Source organism: Shewanella sp. N2AIL, assembly GCF_022690845.1.
GTDB classification, from domain to species: Bacteria; Pseudomonadota; Gammaproteobacteria; order Enterobacterales; family Shewanellaceae; genus Shewanella; species Shewanella baltica.
Genome location: NZ_JALBYT010000001.1, coordinates 347,146 through 367,280, shown reverse-complemented (window position 1 = coordinate 367,280; position 20,135 = coordinate 347,146). Strand labels below are relative to the sequence as shown.

The 20,135-nt window shown below is 47.9% G+C and carries 14 protein-coding genes and 3 pseudogenes; 7 read left to right on the top strand and 10 right to left on the bottom strand.

The genetic code is table 11. The features are described 5' to 3' along the window. Nucleotides 1–340: transposase domain-containing protein (locus tag MO387_RS01660; RefSeq protein ID WP_242325950.1), on the bottom strand; the 340-nt coding region annotated here is incomplete at its 3' end. 148 nt (nucleotides 341–488) lie between these two features. Here MO387_RS01660 and MO387_RS01655 point away from each other — a divergent pair. The 6 genes and pseudogenes from MO387_RS01655 (at nucleotide 489) to MO387_RS01630 (ending at nucleotide 7,567) form a co-directional block, all read left to right on the top strand. Next, nucleotides 489–1,550: pseudogene (locus MO387_RS01655) on the top strand (alpha-amylase family glycosyl hydrolase). Nucleotides 1,551–1,851: 301 nt separating this feature from the next. Continuing rightward, nucleotides 1,852–2,880: a diguanylate cyclase gene (locus MO387_RS01650; RefSeq protein ID WP_107946990.1), complete on the top strand. Its 1,029-nt coding sequence runs from the start codon at nucleotides 1,852–1,854 to the stop codon at nucleotides 2,878–2,880. 147 nt (nucleotides 2,881–3,027) lie between these two features. Next, nucleotides 3,028–5,622, top strand: coding sequence for an FAD-binding protein (locus MO387_RS01645; protein WP_107946989.1), 2,595 nt, complete (start codon nucleotides 3,028–3,030; stop codon nucleotides 5,620–5,622). Nucleotides 5,623–5,727: 105 nt separating this feature from the next. After that, nucleotides 5,728–5,928, top strand: a pseudogene (locus MO387_RS01640) (EamA family transporter); the annotation flags it as partial. Between the two features lie 270 nt (nucleotides 5,929–6,198). Then, a pseudogene (locus tag MO387_RS01635) lies at nucleotides 6,199–6,867 on the top strand (EamA family transporter); the annotation flags it as partial. Between the two features lie 175 nt (nucleotides 6,868–7,042). Then, complete coding sequence (locus MO387_RS01630; RefSeq protein WP_107946988.1) at nucleotides 7,043–7,567, top strand: lipocalin family protein; 525 nt, start codon at nucleotides 7,043–7,045, stop codon at nucleotides 7,565–7,567. 129 nt (nucleotides 7,568–7,696) lie between these two features. Here the strand turns inward: MO387_RS01630 and MO387_RS01625 are convergent, their stop codons facing one another. Both MO387_RS01625 and MO387_RS01620 read right to left on the bottom strand, forming a co-directional pair. Further along, entirely contained in the window at nucleotides 7,697–9,289 is a 1,593-nt protein-coding gene (locus MO387_RS01625; protein WP_080514475.1) for an ABC-F family ATPase, read from the bottom strand. Between the two features lie 367 nt (nucleotides 9,290–9,656). After that, the gene (locus MO387_RS01620; protein ID WP_242325949.1) at nucleotides 9,657–11,891 is read right to left on the bottom strand and encodes a heavy metal translocating P-type ATPase; all 2,235 of its coding nucleotides are present in this window, start codon (nucleotides 11,889–11,891) and stop codon (nucleotides 9,657–9,659) included. A 156-nt stretch (nucleotides 11,892–12,047) separates the two neighbouring features. Here MO387_RS01620 and MO387_RS01615 point away from each other — a divergent pair, with 156 nt between their 5' ends. Further along, nucleotides 12,048–12,518 carry a MerR family DNA-binding protein gene (locus tag MO387_RS01615; protein ID WP_107950174.1) on the top strand — a complete coding sequence of 157 codons (471 nt, stop codon included), beginning with the start codon at nucleotides 12,048–12,050 and terminating at the stop codon, nucleotides 12,516–12,518. A 15-nt stretch (nucleotides 12,519–12,533) separates the two neighbouring features. Here the strand turns inward: MO387_RS01615 and MO387_RS01610 are convergent, their stop codons facing one another. The 7 genes from MO387_RS01610 to MO387_RS01580 all read right to left on the bottom strand — a co-directional run bounded on the left by MO387_RS01610 (nucleotide 12,534) and on the right by MO387_RS01580 (nucleotide 20,127). Next, nucleotides 12,534–14,603, bottom strand: coding sequence for a prolyl oligopeptidase family serine peptidase (locus MO387_RS01610; RefSeq protein ID WP_107946986.1), 2,070 nt, complete (start codon nucleotides 14,601–14,603; stop codon nucleotides 12,534–12,536). Nucleotides 14,604–14,666: 63 nt separating this feature from the next. Next, entirely contained in the window at nucleotides 14,667–14,909 is a 243-nt protein-coding gene (locus tag MO387_RS01605; protein ID WP_006081033.1) for a hypothetical protein, read from the bottom strand. Nucleotides 14,910–15,124: 215 nt separating this feature from the next. Then, a complete protein-coding gene (locus tag MO387_RS01600; RefSeq protein WP_006081032.1) occupies nucleotides 15,125–15,883 on the bottom strand; it encodes an SDR family oxidoreductase in 759 nt (252 codons plus the stop codon). Between the two features lie 24 nt (nucleotides 15,884–15,907). Beyond that, complete coding sequence (gene mmsB / locus MO387_RS01595) at nucleotides 15,908–16,810, bottom strand: 3-hydroxyisobutyrate dehydrogenase (RefSeq protein WP_006085281.1); 903 nt, start codon at nucleotides 16,808–16,810, stop codon at nucleotides 15,908–15,910. A gap of 175 nt (nucleotides 16,811–16,985) precedes the next feature. After that, nucleotides 16,986–18,137 (bottom strand): enoyl-CoA hydratase/isomerase family protein, encoded by a 1,152-nt coding sequence (locus MO387_RS01590; RefSeq protein ID WP_006085280.1) that lies wholly within the window; start codon nucleotides 18,135–18,137, stop codon nucleotides 16,986–16,988. After that, nucleotides 18,137–18,910 carry an enoyl-CoA hydratase gene (locus tag MO387_RS01585; protein WP_006081029.1) on the bottom strand — a complete coding sequence of 258 codons (774 nt, stop codon included), beginning with the start codon at nucleotides 18,908–18,910 and terminating at the stop codon, nucleotides 18,137–18,139. Before MO387_RS01585 ends, MO387_RS01590 begins: the two co-directional genes overlap by 1 nt. A gap of 59 nt (nucleotides 18,911–18,969) precedes the next feature. Beyond that, a complete protein-coding gene (locus tag MO387_RS01580; protein WP_006081028.1) occupies nucleotides 18,970–20,127 on the bottom strand; it encodes an acyl-CoA dehydrogenase family protein in 1,158 nt (385 codons plus the stop codon). Between the last annotated feature and the right edge of the window lie 8 nt (nucleotides 20,128–20,135).

The following is a 20,135-nucleotide window of genomic DNA, read 5'->3' as shown; positions in this document are numbered from 1 at the left end:
GACTAAACACTTCTCGAATAACCTCACTGCCCAATCGTTTACGCGCCTGAGTCACGGCGCTGCGTGCAACATAATCAATCTCTTGCGGCAAAACAATGTCGAGTTTGTTGATGAGTGACCGAACAGACTCCCCTCGGAACAAAGCCATTCCGATAACGGCCCAAATCATCGCGTCCATCGGCAATTTACGCCGTCTTAACGTCGCAACGCCTTGTGAGTCCAAACAAGATTGAATTAACTCAGGTTCTAACACATCTGCTAAGCAGGTGAATTCGGTTAGGCGGGTAATATGAGTGCGGGCGAGTGCTTCTGAGAGTTGCATAAAAAAATCCGATGACATGAGGTCATCGGATTTTGATCTTTTCAGCGAGATCGTCAAGCGATCTGTCTTAACTGATCGGCATTAGGGACAGCCATGTCTTTTTGTGCTTTGTCCCCTCTTCTACTAGTCTTTAGATTATCTTCACCTTGTCTGTTTGGAGCGAGTCATGACCTCGGCCAGAAGAATGCTTATCGATGCCAATACAACGCCCTTCTATCATGTGATAAATCGCTGTGTCAGAAGGGCTTTTCTGTGCGGTGAAGATAAACTCACAGGCCGCAGTTATGAACATAGACGTGGCTGGATTGTCGATAAAATCAAAGTATTATCTGCTATCTTTTGTATCGACATTTGCGCCTATGCAGTGATGAACAACCATTACCATTTAGTACTTAAAATTGATGTTGAGGAAGCAAAAACCTTAAGCCCAAAAGAGGTTATCAGCCGGTGGTGTCAAATAACTAAAGGCCATACTGTCGCAACTAGGTATATGAATGGTGAAGCCTTAATTGACGGTGAACGCATGCTGCTTGATGGGTTAATTACCGAATGGCATGAACGTTTATCCAGCATATCTTGCCTTTGATTTGAAGAAGAGGTGCGCTGCCTGAACGAAGAAATTGCCCGTAAAGCGAATCGTGAAGATGAGTGTAAAGGCGCGTTCTGGGAAGGCCGTTTCAAATCCCAAGCTTTACTAGATGAGCAAGCCTTACTAGCCTGCATGATGTACGTGGATTTAAACCCTATTCGAGCAGGGATTGCCGACTCTTTACAATCTTCTGATTTCACCTCGATTCAAGAAAGAATTAGTGCACTCAAGCAGGTAAATAACATCATCATCTCACCGCAAGCACCAGTCCAATCCGCAAAAAATAAGCCTCAAACGATAAACAAATCTCTCGCCAAGTTCGATGCGGCGACACACTCTAGTCAACAAACGGGCATCCCTTTTCATTTTGCGGATTATCTGGAACTTATCGATTGGACTGGCCGCGCCATTCGCCATGATAAAAAAGGCTTTATCGATAATCAGCGACCAAAACTGCTCAATGAGTTAGGGATTGCATCAGATGCTTGGCTCAGCTCTGCTAAAGATTTTCGCCGCCAGTACAGTGGCATCAGTGGTCGTTGGGATGCGATGTGCGCTTTTAAACTTCAGCAAGGTGGTAAATGGTGTAGAGGAAAATCGAGTAGCGAAGCTCTGCATCCAAATCAACCTTTAGGGTGAACGAACCGTTTCCACCTCTTTATCTGCGGTTAAATTTCGACACTAAAATGCTTTGCTCTTGCCGCTTAATAGCCAAAAATCCACTCATGAGTGCCACTCTTTCAACTTTTTCATACCCCAAAATCTCGCACGTTTCAGCTAAACCTGAGAATTCACCGTGAGAAGAATAAATTTAAAACCTTTATAAACAATAGATTAAATCGGAAGGTAAGCAGAAGGTATCTTTTCTTTGCAGAGAATAAAGTCATCATCAGAAAAGCGCTTAGCGCAGATGACATTAGGTTCACGGAGAATGATAACAATGACAAGCTCACCTAAACAGACTCGCTCACAACATCCATTATCACTTGTGGGTGAAGACAATGGCTTACAGTGTACTGCGCAGCAAGGCTTGGTCGAGCCCGCATTGCCGTTAACCTTCTTCGAGCATGCCTCGATTGAAACGATTCAACAGTTTATTCAGCATCTAACTGAGCCTGTGATTATCGTCAATGCCCAAGGTTACATTTACTTTAGCAATAGCAAAGGTGCTGACTTACTGACGTGCCCACAGGCCAGTTTGAAGGGACAAGATTGGCGCAACTTTTTGACCGAGCACCATCAAGCTCGCTACGACAATCTGCTGAGCAATGATATTAAACTAGGCAAAAACTGCGGCATTCCAGTGCAGCACTGCGCCGAAGAAATCACCCTCATTACCGCCTCAGGCAAAGCAAAAGATGTCGAGCTCTCCATTTCCTACATCCCCAGCCATGAACCTCTGTTCGTGATGATGATGCACGATTTAACGCAGCACAAAGCGGAGAATCAAAAGCTACGTAAATTGGCCGCCACGGATTCACTGACTGGGCTGGCGAACCGCCGATACTTCGACGAAATGCTGCATCACTATTGGGAAAAATGCACGGGTAAGCTGCGCCCTATCAGCGTGGTGATTATCGATGTGGATTATTTCAAAGTGTTCAACGACCAATTCGGCCATATCCAAGGCGACGAATGTCTACGTAAGATTGCCAAAGTGATTGCTGACATAGTGCCAATAGACATTGGCCTGGCAGCGCGTTACGGCGGTGAAGAATTCGCGCTAATACTACCAAGCCACAATGCCAAAATGGCACTGACGATTGCCCAAAAAGTGCAGCAAGGGATTAATGACCTGCGCTTTACTGAGCAAGGCCTGCGCGACTATGTCTCTGTGAGCGCGAGCCAAGGGATTGCGAGTGAAATCAATGGCCAGTTCCGTACCTCACTCGCCATGCTGTGCGCCGCCGATACCGCATTGTATCGAGCCAAAGCCGATGGCCGTGACAGGATCAATACGTCGCTTTAATCCCCATTAATTAACGACTGATTTACCCAAAACTGATTTACCCGCGACTTAGTTACCCGCGATGGATTAACCACGGGATGAATTACCCCAGTTGCGCTTTAGCGCACTGAGGTAAAACACGCAAAGCACACGAAAGGACGCACGAATATGAATAAGCTTGAGGCATCAAGAAATATACGGGCAGTGATTGAAAAAAGCTTACCCGTGAGCACGTCACCCCTTGCCATATTTACTTACCAGTGTTGGGTAAAAACCAGCGCAGGTGGGCGTGTGTTCCATTATAAAACCGATCGAGAAGATACCTATTTCGCGGTGGATATTAATTCACTGGGGCATATTGAATGCGTGATTAATACCACCTTGCTGCGGGTTGAGGCAATATCAACCTTAGGTGGACTCAACGATGGCCAGTGGCACTTATTGTCTATCTGCCATGAATACCATGAAATCAATTGTTATGTGGATGGTGAAATTACCCATACACAACTCAATAACCTGTCACTGGTTGCTGACAATGAGTTTTTAATTGAAAACGTGTCATTACCCAATCACCGTGACACTCATTTCAATGGTGAAATATTTGGCATCACTTTACTTAATCGATTATTAACCCGAACCGAAATCGTCGACTCTTATCGTAATCCGGCGCAACAAAAATCGATTACCGAAAATAACCTTTACATTTACCAGCATCAAGATGTATATAATTTTCGTGATGAAAACGTTATCCCACTTCAAAGACAAAAAGTGCTGCTGGTCATATTTAATGATACTGAATATCAATTCATAAAAACCACCGCGGATAGCAACGCCTATAATCAACAACTGCCTAAGATTATTCAGCCCCACGAACGCCGAGCCTATATTATTGAGTGTGACTATAACACTTGGCCTAATTTTAATTATGTCGTTAATTACGCGGCGAGCAATCAAGCGGATATCACTCTCAATATTGAAGTATTTAAATCGCTGACGGCCTATCGTTCGAATATTAAAGTGACCGTCGCGAATGAACTCGAACGGGATTGTTTGATTATGCAATCGACCGAAGAAGAATTAAGTGCAGAAGTGCGGATCAGTGAAAACTTAGTGATCACTCAAGCCAAAAACTTTGTTAATTTCATCAATGAAGTTCGCGCACACATTCCGGCCGACAATATTATTACCGCTGGCCATTATTATAGTGAACAGCAATTCTCAGTCAGCACGGGTAAGCAAATGATTGCCTACCAACAAGCTTGCCAGTTGTTCAACCGCAGGTTACAAAAAAAACCACTGGCGATCATCAAATGCACTTCCACTGAAGAAGTCAAAATCGCCTATAAAGCAGCCATCGATTATAACTTGCCGATCAGTGTGCGCTCGGGTGGAAATGATCACGAAGGTGAAAGCACTGAAACCAATACCATAGTGTTGGATCTGCTGAAAATGGATAGCCTCACTTTAGATCCCATCACAGGTATTGCGGCCATTGGCCCAGGCAATCGATTTATCAATCTCACCACTGCCCTTGCGAAAAAAGGCGTGATGATCCCCCATGGCACCAGTGGCAACGTTGCCTTAGCGGGATTTATTATGGGCGGCGGCTCAGGACCTTGGACCCGCAAATACGGCATGTGCTGCGAATCCCTATTACAGGCAGAAATTGTCCTCGGCATTGGTGAAACCCAAGTCGTCTCGGTTGCCAATAAACCAGAGTTACTCTGGGCGCTCAAGGGTGGCGGCGGATTAAGTTACGGCATAGTGACCCGCTTTTTTGTGCAAACCTTTCCACTACCGCCTTGCCTGCTCAAGTTTGAATTAGAGTGGAATTGCTATGATAAACAAACCCAAGAACTCATTGAGCACACCCCAACCAAAGACATTTTACAGCGCTGGGAAGCCATCATTAATGCCGACAGCACTGGCTGTTTGATTGGCACCAATCTCAAGATAAATGCCAGACATTTCCCCGCAGAACAACACAAAACGCCTGACATAGACACAGAGTCGATTAAGCATAACTGCTTGATGTATGGCTTTTGGGAAGGCAATTCCGCCAGTCTGAATCACTTTATCCAGACACAATTTAATGAGTTTGACCTAGTGCCCAATGAAATTCGCATCAAGGGGATGGGCGGACTCACCAAAGCCTACGGTGAAAACTTAATGGCCAATTGGGAAAGGGAATCTTTTCATCATCTGCAAGCTGACTTACAAGGCATAAACCGCTCACCGACGCCACCCGATTTAGATGAGCCCGCGCCCCATAAAGTCACCTCGCGCTTAGTCAATCAAACGGGGCTCAGGGACGGTTATAAGCCACTGCTCGAAAGCTTAACCTCTCGCTATGTGCTTGAAGGTAATCGCCAATTGGGGCTATTTACCTATGTCACCCTTGGCGCCATTGTGGGTGATTATTATCGCACTATGGGCGAAGAGCAAAAGAGCCGCAGCGCCTTCCCCTACAAGGACAGACAATACACGATTCAATATCAAACTTGGTGGAATAACGCGCTGCAAGAGAAACAACAATTGCAGGATAGCCAAGTGTTTACTCGCATCAATCGTGCACTCGATTGGATTGATGCCAGCCGAAATTATGACATCCCCAACACCTCGGGCGCCTTTATCAGCTTCAAAGATAAGGCTATCCCCACTGATGTGTACTTCGACCATAATTACGCCGCGTTAAAACGGATTAAGGCGGCCTACAGCCAAGATAGCTTTAACCATTTCCGCTCACGTAAAAGCATTATTTAGTTAATATATCGGCATAGCCTAGGGTGAGTTTTTAAGGCAAAATCGACGCCGTCCACAGGACGGTGTCGCCCCTTAACTCTCTGTTCACTCTGTTGTAGGTTATCTATGCCAAGCTCAGCTTTAGCTATCATTTTTGCCCTATTGGCGGCCATTCTTATGGGCACTATCGGTGTATTAGCGCGCTTTGCCGCCCTACCCGCCGAACACATTACCTTCTACCGCTTACTACTCGGTGCCCTATTTCTATTGGCTTATATGCTGCTCACAGGTAAAGGCCATCAGATTCGCCATAGACCGAGTAAACGCAACTTATACCCAAACAACCTCAAGATGCAGGATTCAGCGGAAATTTAACGCACTTTAGGCAAGGCGGTTATTTGCGGACCTAGTGGACTAAGTTAAAAATAACCAACACAGCATAAAGTGCGTTAAAACCCGCCGGGACGGAGCGCCTAGGGCACTCCACTTCCGTGTTGCATCAATTCAAAAGGTAGCCGACATTCTGTCATTGATGCGCCTTGAATTGAAGCACCCTAGGCGCTCTGAAACTCGTATCTTGAGGTAGCTTGGGTATATAATGGCATTATGCTCGCGGGTTTTATGGCGTTTTACATTGAAGCCATTCAGTACACCCAAATGGCCAATGTGATCATGATTATTTACTTAGCCCCTGTGGTGTCGGCTATTTTCGCCCATTATTTCTTTGCCGAAAAACTCACCTGCTTAAGAATGGCAAGCGTAGTGGTCGCGCTGATGGGCTTTATGTTAATGATCCCAACAGGGCCGCAGCAAGCGAGCAATCACACTGAATTATTAGGCTATTTTTATGCCCTACTCGCCCTATTAACCTACAGCGGGTTTATGTTAATTAACCGAAAACCGAGTCTGAGTTCCCCCTACCAGAGCACTTTAGTGCAGCTTAGTGTCGGCGCTTTATGCCTGTTGCCCTTAGTGATAAATTCACCGCTGACGCCAAGTTTGCCGCAAATTGCTTGGTTGGTCGCGATTGGATTCTTCCCCGGATTTTTAGCAATATTACTGGCAGTAAAAGCCCTGCGGCAATTGCCAGCAGTCACCTTTGGCACTCTCGCCTATGTGGAACCGGTTATCGTAGTGACGCTGGCATGGTGGATATTTGGTGAAACCTTGAGCCCAATGCAATTAAGCGGTGTCGGCTTGATTATTCTAGCCGGTATTAGCCAAGGCTTTATCAGTCAACGCAAAGTGCGGGTTGCGAGCGAGTAACCCACAGGACAGTCGCCGAGACGACTTTAGACAACAGAACTTTAACCAACAGGACTTTTACCAACAGAAGCCAAGTTGCTGAAATAATGTGAAGAAAATAGTGTAAGCTCGACAGAGGATTGATTGAACATTTAACTTAAGATGTGCAACTAAGACTTAAGATCAGGAGGTCAAATTGAGAAAGCTACTGTTAGTCATCAGTATATTTTTGCTCAGCGGCTGTTTAGGCATGCCTAAACTCGTTCAACCCGTTAATGATTTTGAGCTGAATAAATACTTAGGTAAATGGTACGAGATTGCGCGCTTAGATCATTCATTCGAAAGAGGGTTAAGCCAAGTTAGCGCAGAGTACAGCCTGAAAGACGATGGCGGTGTGATGGTCATTAACCGTGGATTCTCAGCGGCTAAAAACGAATGGAAAGAAGCCGAAGGTAAGGCCTATTTTGTCAATGGGGACTCAGAAGGCTATTTGAAAGTCTCCTTCTTTGGGCCATTTTATGGATCGTATGTGGTCTTCGAATTAGATCATGAAAACTATCAATACGCTTTTATATCAGGACCCGACACGGGTTATTTGTGGCTACTGGCTAAAACCCCGACTGTGCCACCCGAGGTATTGCAAAAGTTTGTTGAAATATCTAAAGCCCGCGGCTTTGATACCGACAGTTTGATTTATGTGCAGCAAGAGTCTGCGCAATAACGAGCGTCGCTAATGCGCTAGAATCAAGTACACGAAAAGCTAATCGCTAGATAATAGACAGATAACAGATACAAAAACGCCGCAATGCATTGCGGCGTTTTGATTTATGCAGCTAAATCACGAATAACCTTAGACTTCGATACCTTTGCTAGCAAGGAACTCATCGTAAGTGCCTCTGAAGTCATTCACACCTGTGTGAGTCACTTCAAGGATACGGTTTGCCAGCGATGATACAAATGCACGGTCATGACTCACGAAAATCAAGGTGCCTTCGTACATTTCCAGCGCGTTGTTTAATGATTCGATCGATTCCATATCCATGTGGTTGGTCGGTTCGTCGAGCACTAAAATGTTGGCTTTTTGCATGATGAGCTTGCCGAATAACATACGACCTTTCTCACCACCAGACAGCACTTTGACTGACTTTTTAATGTCGTCAGAACCAAACAACATACGGCCTAAGATGCCACGTACTGATTGGTCGTCATCTTCTGGTTTGCGCCATTGGCTCATCCACTCGAACAAGGTCATTTCGTTAGCGAAATCAGACTCATGGTCCTGCGCATAGTAACCAATGTTGGCGTTTTCAGACCATTGGATAGTACCGGCATCCTGCGGGATATCGTGGATCAGGGTACGTAACAGGGTCGTTTTACCGACGCCGTTTTCACCCAGTACCGCAATGCGCTCGCCCACTTCAACAATCAAGTTTAAGTCTTCAAATAGCGGCGTGTCGTAGCCTTTAGTTAGGTTTTCAATCACTAAGGCATTACGGAACAGTTTCTTCTCTTGCTCGAAACGAATGAAGGGGTTCACACGACTAGAGGCTTTTACTTCGTCTAACTTAATCTTGTCGATTTGACGGGCACGTGATGTGGCTTGTTTCGCCTTAGAAGCGTTAGCCGAGAAGCGTGCTACGAAGGTTTGCAGCTCAGAGATCTGGGCTTTTTTCTTCGCATTATCAGACAATAAACGCTCGCGAGCTTGGGTAGCCGCTTGCATATATTCGTCGTAGTTACCTGGGTAAACGCGCAATTCGCCGTAGTCTAAGTCAGCCATGTGAGTACAGACTGAGTTTAAGAAATATCTATCATGCGAAATGATAACCATAGTACTGCTACGTTGGTTCAACATGTCTTGTAACCAACGGATAGTGTCGATGTCCAAGTTGTTGGTGGGTTCGTCGAGCAGCAGCACGTCTGGATCAGAGAACAGGGCTTGCGCTAATAGTACACGCAGTTTTAAACCCGGTGCGATTTCAGACATCAAACCAAAATGGCTGTCGATACCGATACCTACACCTAACAGCAATTCACCGGCGCGAGATTCGGCGGTATAACCGTCCATCTCAGCAAAATCCATCTCTAGGTTGGCTACAGTAATGCCGTCTTCTTCACTCATTTCAGGTAAAGAATAAATACGGTCACGCTCTTGCTTTACCTTCCACAGTTCGCGGTGGCCCATGATCACGGTATCGATCAGGTTGAATTCTTCATAACCGAACTGGTTCTGGCTTAGTTTACCCAGACGCTCATTCACATCTAACGAGACGTTACCGCTGCTAGGGTCTAGATCACCACACAGGATCTTCATGAAGGTCGATTTACCACAGCCATTTGCGCCGATAAGACCGTAACGGTTACCACCGCCAAATTTAACTGAGATGTTTTCAAACAGTGGCTTAGCGCCGAACTGCATGGTGATATTTGCTGTTGTGATCAAAATGAACTTCCAAATCGAGTAATGTTGGCCGAGCCAGCTGGCGCCGCTTTAAATAAGCATAAACCAAATAACGCTATGCCGAAGGGGTAAAAATAAACGTGGCACTATAGCAGTTTGGGCTAAATTATCAACTACCAAGGCTGATCAAAAGCCAGAGGGAATGCCGAAATCGCCGCACAATGCCTGCGTGAGAAGCGTAATTAATTTTACCCTATTGGCTTAACTTTCAATGTATTCGAGCAGAATGACAATCTGATGACCCGTAGCGTCGAAAACCTTGCCGACGCTAAAGGCTTATGTAGACATAGCCCTAAACTAACTCAAGATACCCGTTTCAACATTTTGAGTTAGCTTAGGTATCGACAGCTTATAACTTCTGCCGTCTTAAGCGGTTGGCGTTCGTGACGACAGTGAGTGAAGACAAAGCCATGGCGGCGCCCGCGATCACAGGGCTTAATAACATGCCCGTGAGTGGATAAAGCACGCCCGCCGCAACCGGAATGCCTAAGCTGTTATACACAAAGGCGCCGAACAGATTCTGCTTAATATTGGTAATCGTCGCCCGCGACAATGCCAATAAGTTAGCAATCACTATCAACTGCTGCGACAGCAAGGTGATATCCGCACTTTCAATCGCCACCTCAGTGCCCGATCCCATAGCAATCCCCACATCGGCGCTCATCAGAGCAGGCGCATCGTTAATGCCATCCCCTACCATAGCCACCACATGTCCTTGCTTTTGCAAATCCAGCACATGCTGTTGTTTTTGCTCGGGGAGTACGCCTGCAATCACTTCGGTGATGCCCACTTGGTCGGCCACCGCCTGCGCCGTTTGTGGGTTATCCCCCGTTAACAGCACCACGCGAATCCCCCTTTGCTGCATGGCCGCGATGGCGTCTTTAGCATCGGGTTTAATCGGATCGGCAAGCGCGATAGTGGCCACTAACTTGCCCGCTTTGGCGACATAAATCGGGGTTTTACCTTGCTTTGCAAAGCTTAATGTCGCTTTTGGATCTAAGGCACTACCATCGGAATTGACAATATCCAATGCCGTCATCAAGGCGAGATTACCAATCGCCAGCGATACGCCATCGACCTTGCCCTCAATCCCCTTACCTTGATGGTTCGTAAATGCCTGTGTGTCGGGCAATTGCGACAGGGATTGCTTAGCATAACTAACAATCGCCCCCGCTAACGGATGCTCAGAGTGCTGCTCAAGACTCGCAATCTCGCCCAGCAAGGTTTCTTTATCGGCATCACTCAATGTTTGTACTAATACAAAGTCAGTAACTTGCGGCTTACCTAAGGTGACAGTGCCGGTTTTATCCAGCACCACACAGTCAACTTTACTGGCGGTTTGCAACGCTTCACCATTTTTAACTAACACGCCCATTTGGGCTGCGCGGCCCACAGCCACCATGATCGACATAGGCGTAGCCAGCCCCAACGCACAGGGGCACGCTATGATGAGCACGCTCGTCAGCACGACTAATGCATGGCTTAAGGCGGGTGCTGGCCCCACAAAATACCAAATTGCCGCTGCCAACAGCGCTATCGCCACCACAGTCGGGACAAATACCGCTGAGATTCTGTCAGCCAATCGACCTATGGGTAATTTCGAGGTTTGCGCTTGCTGCACCAGTGCGATGATTTTGGCGAGCTTGGTATCTTCTTGTCCCGCCGTCACTCGGTAAACCAAACTGCCGTTGCCATTAACTGTGCCCGCACTCACACTGTCGCCGCGATTTTTAAGCACGGGAATGGGTTCACCTGTGAGCATGGCTTCATCGAGTAGGGATTGCCCCGTTTCAACCTCACCATCGAGTGCAACTCGGTCACCGGGGCGCAAACGCAGCTTATCGCCCAGTTTCAGCTGACTTATCTCAACCTTTTCATCGCCTTTATCCGTGATCCGAATCGCAGTGGTGGATTGCAAGCCAAGTAATCGTTGCACCGCTTCACTGGTTTTGCCGCGCGCTTTAAGCTCGAGTCCGTGACCTAAGTTAATCAAACCTAGAATCATCACACTTGCCTCAAAGTAGACATGGCGGGTATCCATAGGGAATGCGCTCGGCATAATGACCACCAGCATGGAATAAGCCCATGTCGTACTGGTGCCCAGCACAATCAGCGTATCCATGTTAGTGGTTTTGGCTTTTAGCGCCCGCCACATGCCTTGGTAGAAATGTCCGCCCGTGGTGACAAGCAAGGCCAAGGTGACCAGTCCCATAATGCCCCAGCCAAGCTGCATCGCTGGACTGTTGATCATCATCTCGCCGCCTAATAATCCCCACAGCATCATAGGCACGCCCACAACCAGCGCCGCTATGGCTTGGCGCATCCGCAGCCGATACTCAGTGGCATCTTCAAGGCGTTTTTCTTCGGCGGCGACTTTTGCATCCACCACCACCTGCGCCGGATAACCAGCTTTGTCCATCACAGTTAAGGCAGTATCGGCGCTCATCTTGCCTTCTACCATCACTTGTTTATCGGCGAGATTAACACGCGCCTCGACGCCCGCTTGGGCGGCAAACGCCTTTTCAATTTTCGCGACGCAGCCAGCGCAATTCATATTGGCGACATAGAGTCTGGTCATAGACATGGGAGATCCCTCACTTGATGTTTTACACTATAGGTCTAAGATAAAGTCTCCCATTGCGGGAGAGTCAAGGATGAATTTGCTCAATGTGATCACATCGACAATTAATTGCTGGGCGAAATGGGTAAGACCATTCAGTTACTCAAAGAAGAGGTCAAGATGAAGATAGGCGAAGTGGCGAAACAAACAGGCTTGAGCGTTAAGAGTATTCGTTATTACCATGATATTGGCTTAGTGTGCGGCGAGCGCAATGAGGCAGGTTATCGGGTTTATCGCCATCAAGATATTGAAGCGCTTAAGTTTGTGCATCAATGTCGCGACTTAGGTTTTAGCCTAGAAGATTGCAAATCCTTGCTTGGCCTTAAGGGCAATGAAAGCCGTAATGCCGAAGACGTCAAACAACTTACCCGTACTCACCTTGCCTATGTCGAAGAGCAAATCAATAAGTTGCAACTGCTTAGGGCGCAATTACAACACATGGTAACCCAATGCCAAGGCGGCGATCAGCCTCACTGCGCGATTATCGATAGCCTAAGCCATGAGGACCACGAAACTGACATAGACAAATCCCAAAAAGACCAAAGCCTGCAAGATGCAGGCTCTGAGTGTTGCGGTAAAAACCTGAAGTAATAACGACAAGTTAGATCAATAACCGCGAGTAGCGCGGGGATGACCTTTCAAGACGGGCGGCTTTAACGCCGCAGCATTATCCAGCACCAATGTTGCTAGCTTACCCGCAGGGGTGAAGTTAAACACTTGCCCATAAAATGCGAGTTCGGTCTCTAATCCTGCGGCCCTGTGTTCGGGCTTCCAACCGCCGTGTGGCTCATCTTGATAGGCAATATAAGCCGTTGGCACACCTCTTACTTTTAATGCCTCATAAATTTGTCGCGACTGCTGTGGCGGCACAATTTGATCCCGCAAGCCTTGAAAAATTAACAAGGGCTCATTCAAGCCTTCAAGATGATACAGCGGCGACAACTCCCTATAGCGGGCTTGATTGTTCGCATAGGGACCAATGAGCTGATCTAAATACCCAGTCTCAAACTTATGGGTACTCTTGGCCAGCTGTTCAAAATCACTGATCCCCGCATAACTGACACCCGCTTGAAACACATCATAAAAAGCCAACGACGACATCACAGTCAACCCACCTGCGCTCACGCCTCGAATCGCCAGTTTTTGTCCATCAACCCAACCTTTATCGACTAAATAACGGGCCGCATTGACTGCATCTTCCACATCGGCTTGGCCCCATTTTCCGTAAATACTCTGACGATAGGCACGGCCAAAACCACTGCTACCGCGAAAATTAACATCAAGCACCGCAAAGCCACGGCTGGTCCAAAATTGAATGTCACTGCGATAAGCCAGACTCGCCCGCGCTGTTGGGCCGCCGTGCAACATTACTATCAGCGGCGGGCGGGTATCATGGGGCGCAGTATAGTTGGGGTTAACTGGCCCATAAAAATAACCGTATGCTTGCTGGTTAACGCCGGTTTTAAAGGTGATATTTCTTGCCCGAGAAATATAATTGGGATCAAGCTTTGGCAAGTTAGGCGTATACACCAACTCAGTGCCACGGCCGATGACTTTATAAATGCCCTTCTCTGGCGTTGCCTTAGCGCCAACAAAATAAACGGCATCTTCGCCCCTGATCACTTGGGTGATTTCGCCGAAATCGACGGCTAAGGACTCGGTCAAACCCGAATCCAAATGCAGCCGAATTAACGCCGCCTGACTGCCAAGCATATAACTGGCAATGATGGTTTTTTCGGATTCGAAAGCGTAGTTGTGATTGCCTAAATACCAATCGGCCACGGCAAACTCGGCTTTTTTGTTCAGCACTGGGGCTAAGGTATTTTGTGCCGTGACTCGATAGATATTCCACCAGTTACTGATATCCGACACGACATACAATTGTCCATCAGGGCTGAATAATGGCTGCGTCACGGAAGAATCCGTAGGCGTGTTGACCTTACGAATATTGTGCAGTTGCCCTTTGCGGTCGAGATCGCCAAGCCAGAGAATACTGTTATCCCATGGCATATAGGGATGTTCCCACGTGATCCACGCCAGTTGGCTGTTATCGGGCGAGATGGCAGGCGAAGAAATAAAGTCATGCCCCGAGACAAAGGTATCGCCTTCGCCGGCAAAGTTAAGATTGATTGTTACTAAACTCGCCTTGGGCTCACCGGGCTGGCGATGATCCTCGCGCACACAGATAATCCGCGACCCTTTAGGATAAGCGATACAGTCAGCATGACGGGTGCCATTAGGCGTTAACGGCAGGGGTGGTTGATTAGGGGCGAAACGATAAAACAGTTGATCTTGTGCCTTAGTGGCAAATAAACTCTGGCCTATCCCTAAAAAGGCGGCGCCGCCGTATTCATGAACGGCGGATTTAACATTAAAGCTTAGCGGCACGACGTCGGCGATATTGCCCTTTTTATCGAGACGCTTAATCCCTACTTGGCCTTGCTTATCACCATCAGATTCAGAGAAATAAATCGCCCCATCTACGCTTTGTAACTCGGCGACATTATCGGCCTGTTCAAATACATCGTTCGCCGATAAGGGAGACAGCCAACTGCCATAGGGCGCAACAATACGCTCACCATTATCACTAAGATGCGGTGTTTCTTTGTTCGAGCGCTCGCAAGCCCCCAAACAAAACAAACTCCCTAGCACCCATAAATATCCATGTAACTTCATTGTTTCTCCCCAATGTTTGCCAACTGCACAAACCGAAACAAAATAGGAACTTGCAGAAATTGGTTATTTTTTAAATTTTTTTAAGAACCAATTTACCACTTGCACTTGCTGTACTTGCGTTAAGCCAAAATAAATACACACCCAAGGTGAGATAAGGAAAAACCACGGTATCACGGCCACAGAGCGACCACTGAAGAGCAGAAAAAAGAACCCGCAATAGATCACAATCAACCCTAGGACACCCACGATTAACATCATGCGTTTAGTGATTTTCTCAAGCCAGAGGGCTTTATCCTGCCAAGACATCCGGATGTTAAGCTCCATTACATGCGACAAACATGTATGTAAAGTTATGTAAAAAAACTGGAGGGCGATTGTTGAAGGTTAACAACTAAATGTCAACTCCAACAGTGAAATCTAAATAAATCCAAAGACTGAGTTCAAAATGCCATTATGTTTCTTTACTCAATAAAAAACCGAGCCTGAGCTCGGTTTTTATGAATATCAATAAGATATCGTCATTACAGACGAATACCACCATCGATTTCGAACACGCGACCATTTACATAGTCGTTCTCAATAATAAAGCGTACGGTGGAAGCTATCTCGTCGGCATGACCAAGGCGTCCTACTGGCACTAGCTTCTCTAAACGCTCCAGCGCCTCAGGTTTCATTGCCGCCGTCATCTCAGTAGCGATAACGCCCGGTGCAACCGCTGCGCTACGGATATTGTAACGTGCTAATTCCTTCGCCCAGCCAACAGACATGGCCGCAACGCCCGCTTTGGAGGCGGCATAGTTCGACTGACCCATGTTACCCGCTTTCGCTAGGCTAGAGATGTTGACAATCACGCCCGCTTGACCGGATTCAATCATGGCCGCTGCCGCTTCACGACCGCAGAGGAAGCTGCCCGTCAAGTTCACATTGATCACAGATTGGAATTGCTCATAAGACATACGGTCGGTGACTTTGCCGTCTTTGGCTTTGACTAACAGGCCATCACGCAGAATACCGGCGTTGTTCACTAACACGTTCACTTGGCCAAAATCTTCGAGAATATAGGCAAAACCTGCCACGACGTCTTCTTCGTCGGTAATGTCTAAGGCATAACCTTGGACTTCAGTGTCCGATCCAAGCTCAGCACAGGCTCGCTCGAGTTTTTCTTGGTCCACGTCGATAAGCGCTATCTTAGCACCCGCCTGCGCAAAATTTTGCGCCATTGCCAGACCTAAGCCACCCGCGCCGCCAGTAATGACGACAACCTTATCTTTTAAATCCATCTGGTTATCCCTTGTTAACTATGTCTATTTTTTAAGTTGTGCAAATTGTTCAAAAATACTGGAAAAATCTCGGCGGCCGTTGCCTTGTCTTGCATGATTCACATACAAGCTGCGGGCTAAAGCGCCCATTGGCGTGCTGGAGTTGCTCAATAATGCGGCTTCTTGGGACAGACCGAGATCTTTAACCATCAAATCTACCATAAAGCCGCCCTGATAGCCCTTAGAAGAAGGTACAGTCTCCATCACACCTGGGCATGGATTATACTTTTCGAGGGTCCAGTTACCACCACTGCTAACCTTCATAATGTCGGACAAGACTTTAGGATCGAGACCATGGTCAATGCCCATTTGCAACGCCTCAGAAGTGCCGACCATCAACACAGATAACAGCATGTTATTGCAGATTTTAGCGACTTGTCCCGCACCTGGGCCACCGGCGTGGAATATGTTCACCCCCATTGCTTTCAGCACTGGCTGACCCCGCTCAAAAGCGCTATCGGAACCACCACAAATAAAGGTTAAAGTACCCGCCGCCGCGCCTGCTGTGCCGCCAGAAACCGGTGCATCCATAAACTCTATGCCGCTTTTAGCCGCTTCGGCCGCTACCAATTGCGCGCTTTGCGCATCGATAGTCGAGCAATCGATCAGTAAGGTATCACCCGCAACCACTTCGAGCAGTCCTTTGTCTGTGCCATTGCCTAAATATAAACTTTTCACATGCTTGCCCGCAGGCAGCATAGTGATCACCACATTGGCACCCGCCGCCGCGCCGCAGGCCGTGCTAGAAACAAAAGCCCCTTGCTCGGCAAGGCTGTGCATGGCTTCAGGGACTAAATCAAATACACGAACCGTCATGCCCGCTTTTAATAAATTGGCCGCCATTGGGCCGCCCATATTGCCTAAACCGATAAATGCTACTGTACTCATGCTGTCACTCCTGTGTGCTGTTCTTTTTTTAGTGTAGTGATACTGCTAGTCCATTGATTATGCTGTCGTTATCACAGAATAAAGCGAGCTTGGCTAAGCCTATACACTCTGCACTATTCAAGTCTGCGTTAATCAACTCAACGCTAGCCAAGTCTATGCATAATCAACTCAACGCTTAGCTCAGTTGGCTAAAGGGATGCGCCTCGCCCCAAGGGGAAGTCAATATTTGCTCAAGTACAGCGGTAGGCACTGAGTTAACATCCTTAAAGCGCCACTGGGGTTGTCTGTCTTTATCAATCAAGAGTGCGCGAACCCCTTCACAGAAATCACCATGGGCACACACGTTAACGCTGGCGGTTAATTCCCATTTAAAACACTCTGCTAGGCTTAACTTAGTACCTAGCTGTGATTGGATATTAACCAGATGCCAGCTGATAGGACTGCCCGCAAGGAAGGTGTCGCGCGCCTTCATTAACCAAGCATCCTCCGACGCTAACGTCGACATACGCGTAACGATATCCTCCAAGCTACCCGCCATCAGTCGGTCGATATTATCTTGGCTGTCCGCCAATACACTTTCGCCCTTAGGGATATCCACTTGATTAGATAACTCGTTGATCATGCTATCTAAGCGCTGATGGTTAAGCGCTGGTGTATCGCTCCAATCTAAGGTGGCCATGGCATCGAACATCAGTTCTTTGTCGTCACGGTTCAGGTAATGATCGGCAAGGCCCACATAACAGGCATCGGCGGCATTGAGTTGATAGGCCGTGAGCCCTAAAAACAGTCCCATTTTGCCCTGCATGCGATTAAGGAAATAGCTTCCGCCCACATCGGGATACAGGCCAATCGTCACTTCAGGCATAGCAATGCGCGAAGTTTCGGTAACGACTCTGTGGCTTGCGCCCGCCATCAAACCGAGCCCGCCGCCCATCACAATGCCGTCGCCCCAAACCAACACAGGTTTGCCAAAGGTATGCAGTAGATAATCGAGACGATATTCCTCTTCGAAGAAAACCTTCGCCTCCTCAGTCACTTGTCCCTTCGCGGCAATGGATGCATGGTATAAAGCACGCACATCACCACCCGCACAAAATGCCTTCTCACCACTGCCATCTAACACGATACAAGCGATAAGCGAGTCTTTCTTCCATAGATTGAGCTGCGCCGTCATAGCGCGCACCATGTCTAAATCTAAGGCGTTGAGGGCTTTTTCCACATTGAGTGTCACCACCCCAATCAACTTACCGGACGCGGTGGCTAAGGTTTGAAAAACCACGTTTTGCGTGGTCGTGGCCTGATTTACGTTATCTACTACATTAGTCATTAGCGGTTCTTCCAATCAGCTTTACGTTTGCCCAAAAACGCATTCACGCCTTCGGCCTGATCTTCGGTATCAAATAACCCGACAAATAATTCACGCTCAATCGGCAGCGCTTGGCTACGCGCCATAGTGCGGCCCGCTTGAATGAGTGTCTTGCACGCTGTGACGCTGCTTGGGCTTTGGTTGGCGACTTTTACGGCCAACGCAATTGCCGCATTGAGCGCTTCGCCCGTTTCGACCACTTCTTCCACTAAACGCAGATTCAAAGCTTGAGTCGCATCGACGCGCTCACCGCATAAAATCATCCGCTTAGCCCAACCTTCACCAACTAATGCGGTCAGATTCTGGGTGCCACCTGCGCAAGGTAATAAACCTACGGTCGCTTCAGGCAATGCCATCACAGCTTGAATTTCGGCGATTCGAATATCACAGGCCAGTGCGACTTCTAAGCCGCCGCCCATGGCATAACCGTTAATCGCGGCAATCGATACACCGCGGAATTGACTTAGGGTTTCAAAGGCTTCACCGAAGTGCTTTGCCATCGTCGCCGCATTGCCTTTGTCGCCATCACTAAACAGCTTCAAATCGGCACCGGCAGAGAAGAACTTTTGCCCTTGGCCCGTTAACACTAAGGCATAAATTTCTTTATTCGCGTTCAGCTCAAGCACTTTGGCTTTGAGCGCCTGCAAACTCTCGGCGGTCCAAGTATTTGCCGGTGGATTATTCATCGTCAGAATGGCCGTATGGCCTTCGATACGTTCTACTAAATATTCCATCTGTATAGACTCCTTTTATGTTATCGCCAACCGATAAGTCACACTTCTTGCGAGTAGACTTAGAGGATTTGTCCTGCATTTTCATCGAGTAAACGACGGGCGATAATTAAGCGCATAATTTCGTTGGTGCCTTCTAAAATCTGGTGCACACGCACATCACGGAAATGACGTTCCAGCGGGTACTCCCTTATATAACCATATCCGCCATGAATTTGCAGCGCCGCATCACAGACTTGAAAGCCCACATCGGTGGCAAAACGTTTCGCCATGGCGCAATAGGCAGTGGCTTCAGGATCGCTGCTGTCGAGTTTAAAGGCCGCAAGGCGCACCATTTGGCGGGCTGCGACTAACTCAGTCGCCATATCGGCGAGCTTAAATTGTAGTGCTTGGAAAGCCGCTAAAGGTTTACCAAATTGCTGACGCTCATTCATATACTGAGTTGCACGCTCCAGCGCCGCTTGCGCAGTGCCTACTGAACAGGTCGCGATATTGATACGACCACCGTCTAAGCCTTTCATCGCGAAGGCAAAACCTTGGCCTTCTTCACCGAGCAAGTTGGCCACTGGCACACGCACGTTTTCAAAGGTGATTTGACGGGTCGGCTGGGCATTCCAGCCCATTTTATCTTCAGCTTTACCGTAGATAACGCCAGCGGCATCCGCCGGAATGGCAATGGCAGAAATCCCCTTAGGCCCAGCTTGACCCGTACGGCACATCACAACTAAAAGCTCAGTGGCGCCCGCACCTGAGATAAACATTTTCGAACCTGAAATCACATACTCATCACCGTCGCGCACCGCTTTGGTTTGCAAAGATGCGGCGTCTGAACCCGCACCCGGCTCAGTTAAACAATAGGACGCTAACATTTGCCCTGTGGTTAACGGCTCAGACCAAGTCTGACGCAACGTTTCTGTTCCCCAAGTCGTCACCATCCAAGTGGCCATATTGTGAATGGTCAGCATGGCCGTGGTCGCAGTGCAGCCCTTGGCGAGCTCTTCAAAAATAATCGACGCATCGAGGCGCGATAAGCCCATGCCACCTTCAGATTCGGGCGAATACAGAGAGCAAAAACCCAGCTCACCGGCTTTTTGGATCACGTCTTTGGGGAAATGATGTTCTTCATCCCACTTGGCGGCAAAAGGGGTTAATTCTTCCGCGGCAAACTGGCGCGCAAGATCGGCAAACTGGCGTTGGTCATCGTTGAAATTAAAATCCATTTGGCTCT

Excerpts from the sequence above, each read along its gene's own strand:
- MO387_RS01650 (WP_107946990.1), top strand. The coding sequence starts at position 1,852 with ATGACAAGCTCACCTAAACAGACTCGCTCACAACATCCATTATCACTT.
- MO387_RS01645 (WP_107946989.1), top strand. The coding sequence starts at position 3,028 with ATGAATAAGCTTGAGGCATCAAGAAATATACGGGCAGTGATTGAAAAA.
- MO387_RS01620 (WP_242325949.1), bottom strand. The coding sequence starts at position 11,891 with ATGTCTATGACCAGACTCTATGTCGCCAATATGAATTGCGCTGGCTGC.
- MO387_RS01615 (WP_107950174.1), top strand. The coding sequence starts at position 12,048 with ATGAAGATAGGCGAAGTGGCGAAACAAACAGGCTTGAGCGTTAAGAGT.
- MO387_RS01610 (WP_107946986.1), bottom strand. The coding sequence starts at position 14,603 with ATGAAGTTACATGGATATTTATGGGTGCTAGGGAGTTTGTTTTGTTTG.
- MO387_RS01605 (WP_006081033.1), bottom strand. The coding sequence starts at position 14,909 with ATGTCTTGGCAGGATAAAGCCCTCTGGCTTGAGAAAATCACTAAACGC.
- MO387_RS01600 (WP_006081032.1), bottom strand. The coding sequence starts at position 15,883 with ATGGATTTAAAAGATAAGGTTGTCGTCATTACTGGCGGCGCGGGTGGC.
- mmsB (WP_006085281.1), bottom strand. The coding sequence starts at position 16,810 with ATGAGTACAGTAGCATTTATCGGTTTAGGCAATATGGGCGGCCCAATG.
- MO387_RS01590 (WP_006085280.1), bottom strand. The coding sequence starts at position 18,137 with ATGACTAATGTAGTAGATAACGTAAATCAGGCCACGACCACGCAAAAC.
- MO387_RS01585 (WP_006081029.1), bottom strand. The coding sequence starts at position 18,910 with ATGGAATATTTAGTAGAACGTATCGAAGGCCATACGGCCATTCTGACG.
- MO387_RS01580 (WP_006081028.1), bottom strand. The coding sequence starts at position 20,127 with ATGGATTTTAATTTCAACGATGACCAACGCCAGTTTGCCGATCTTGCG.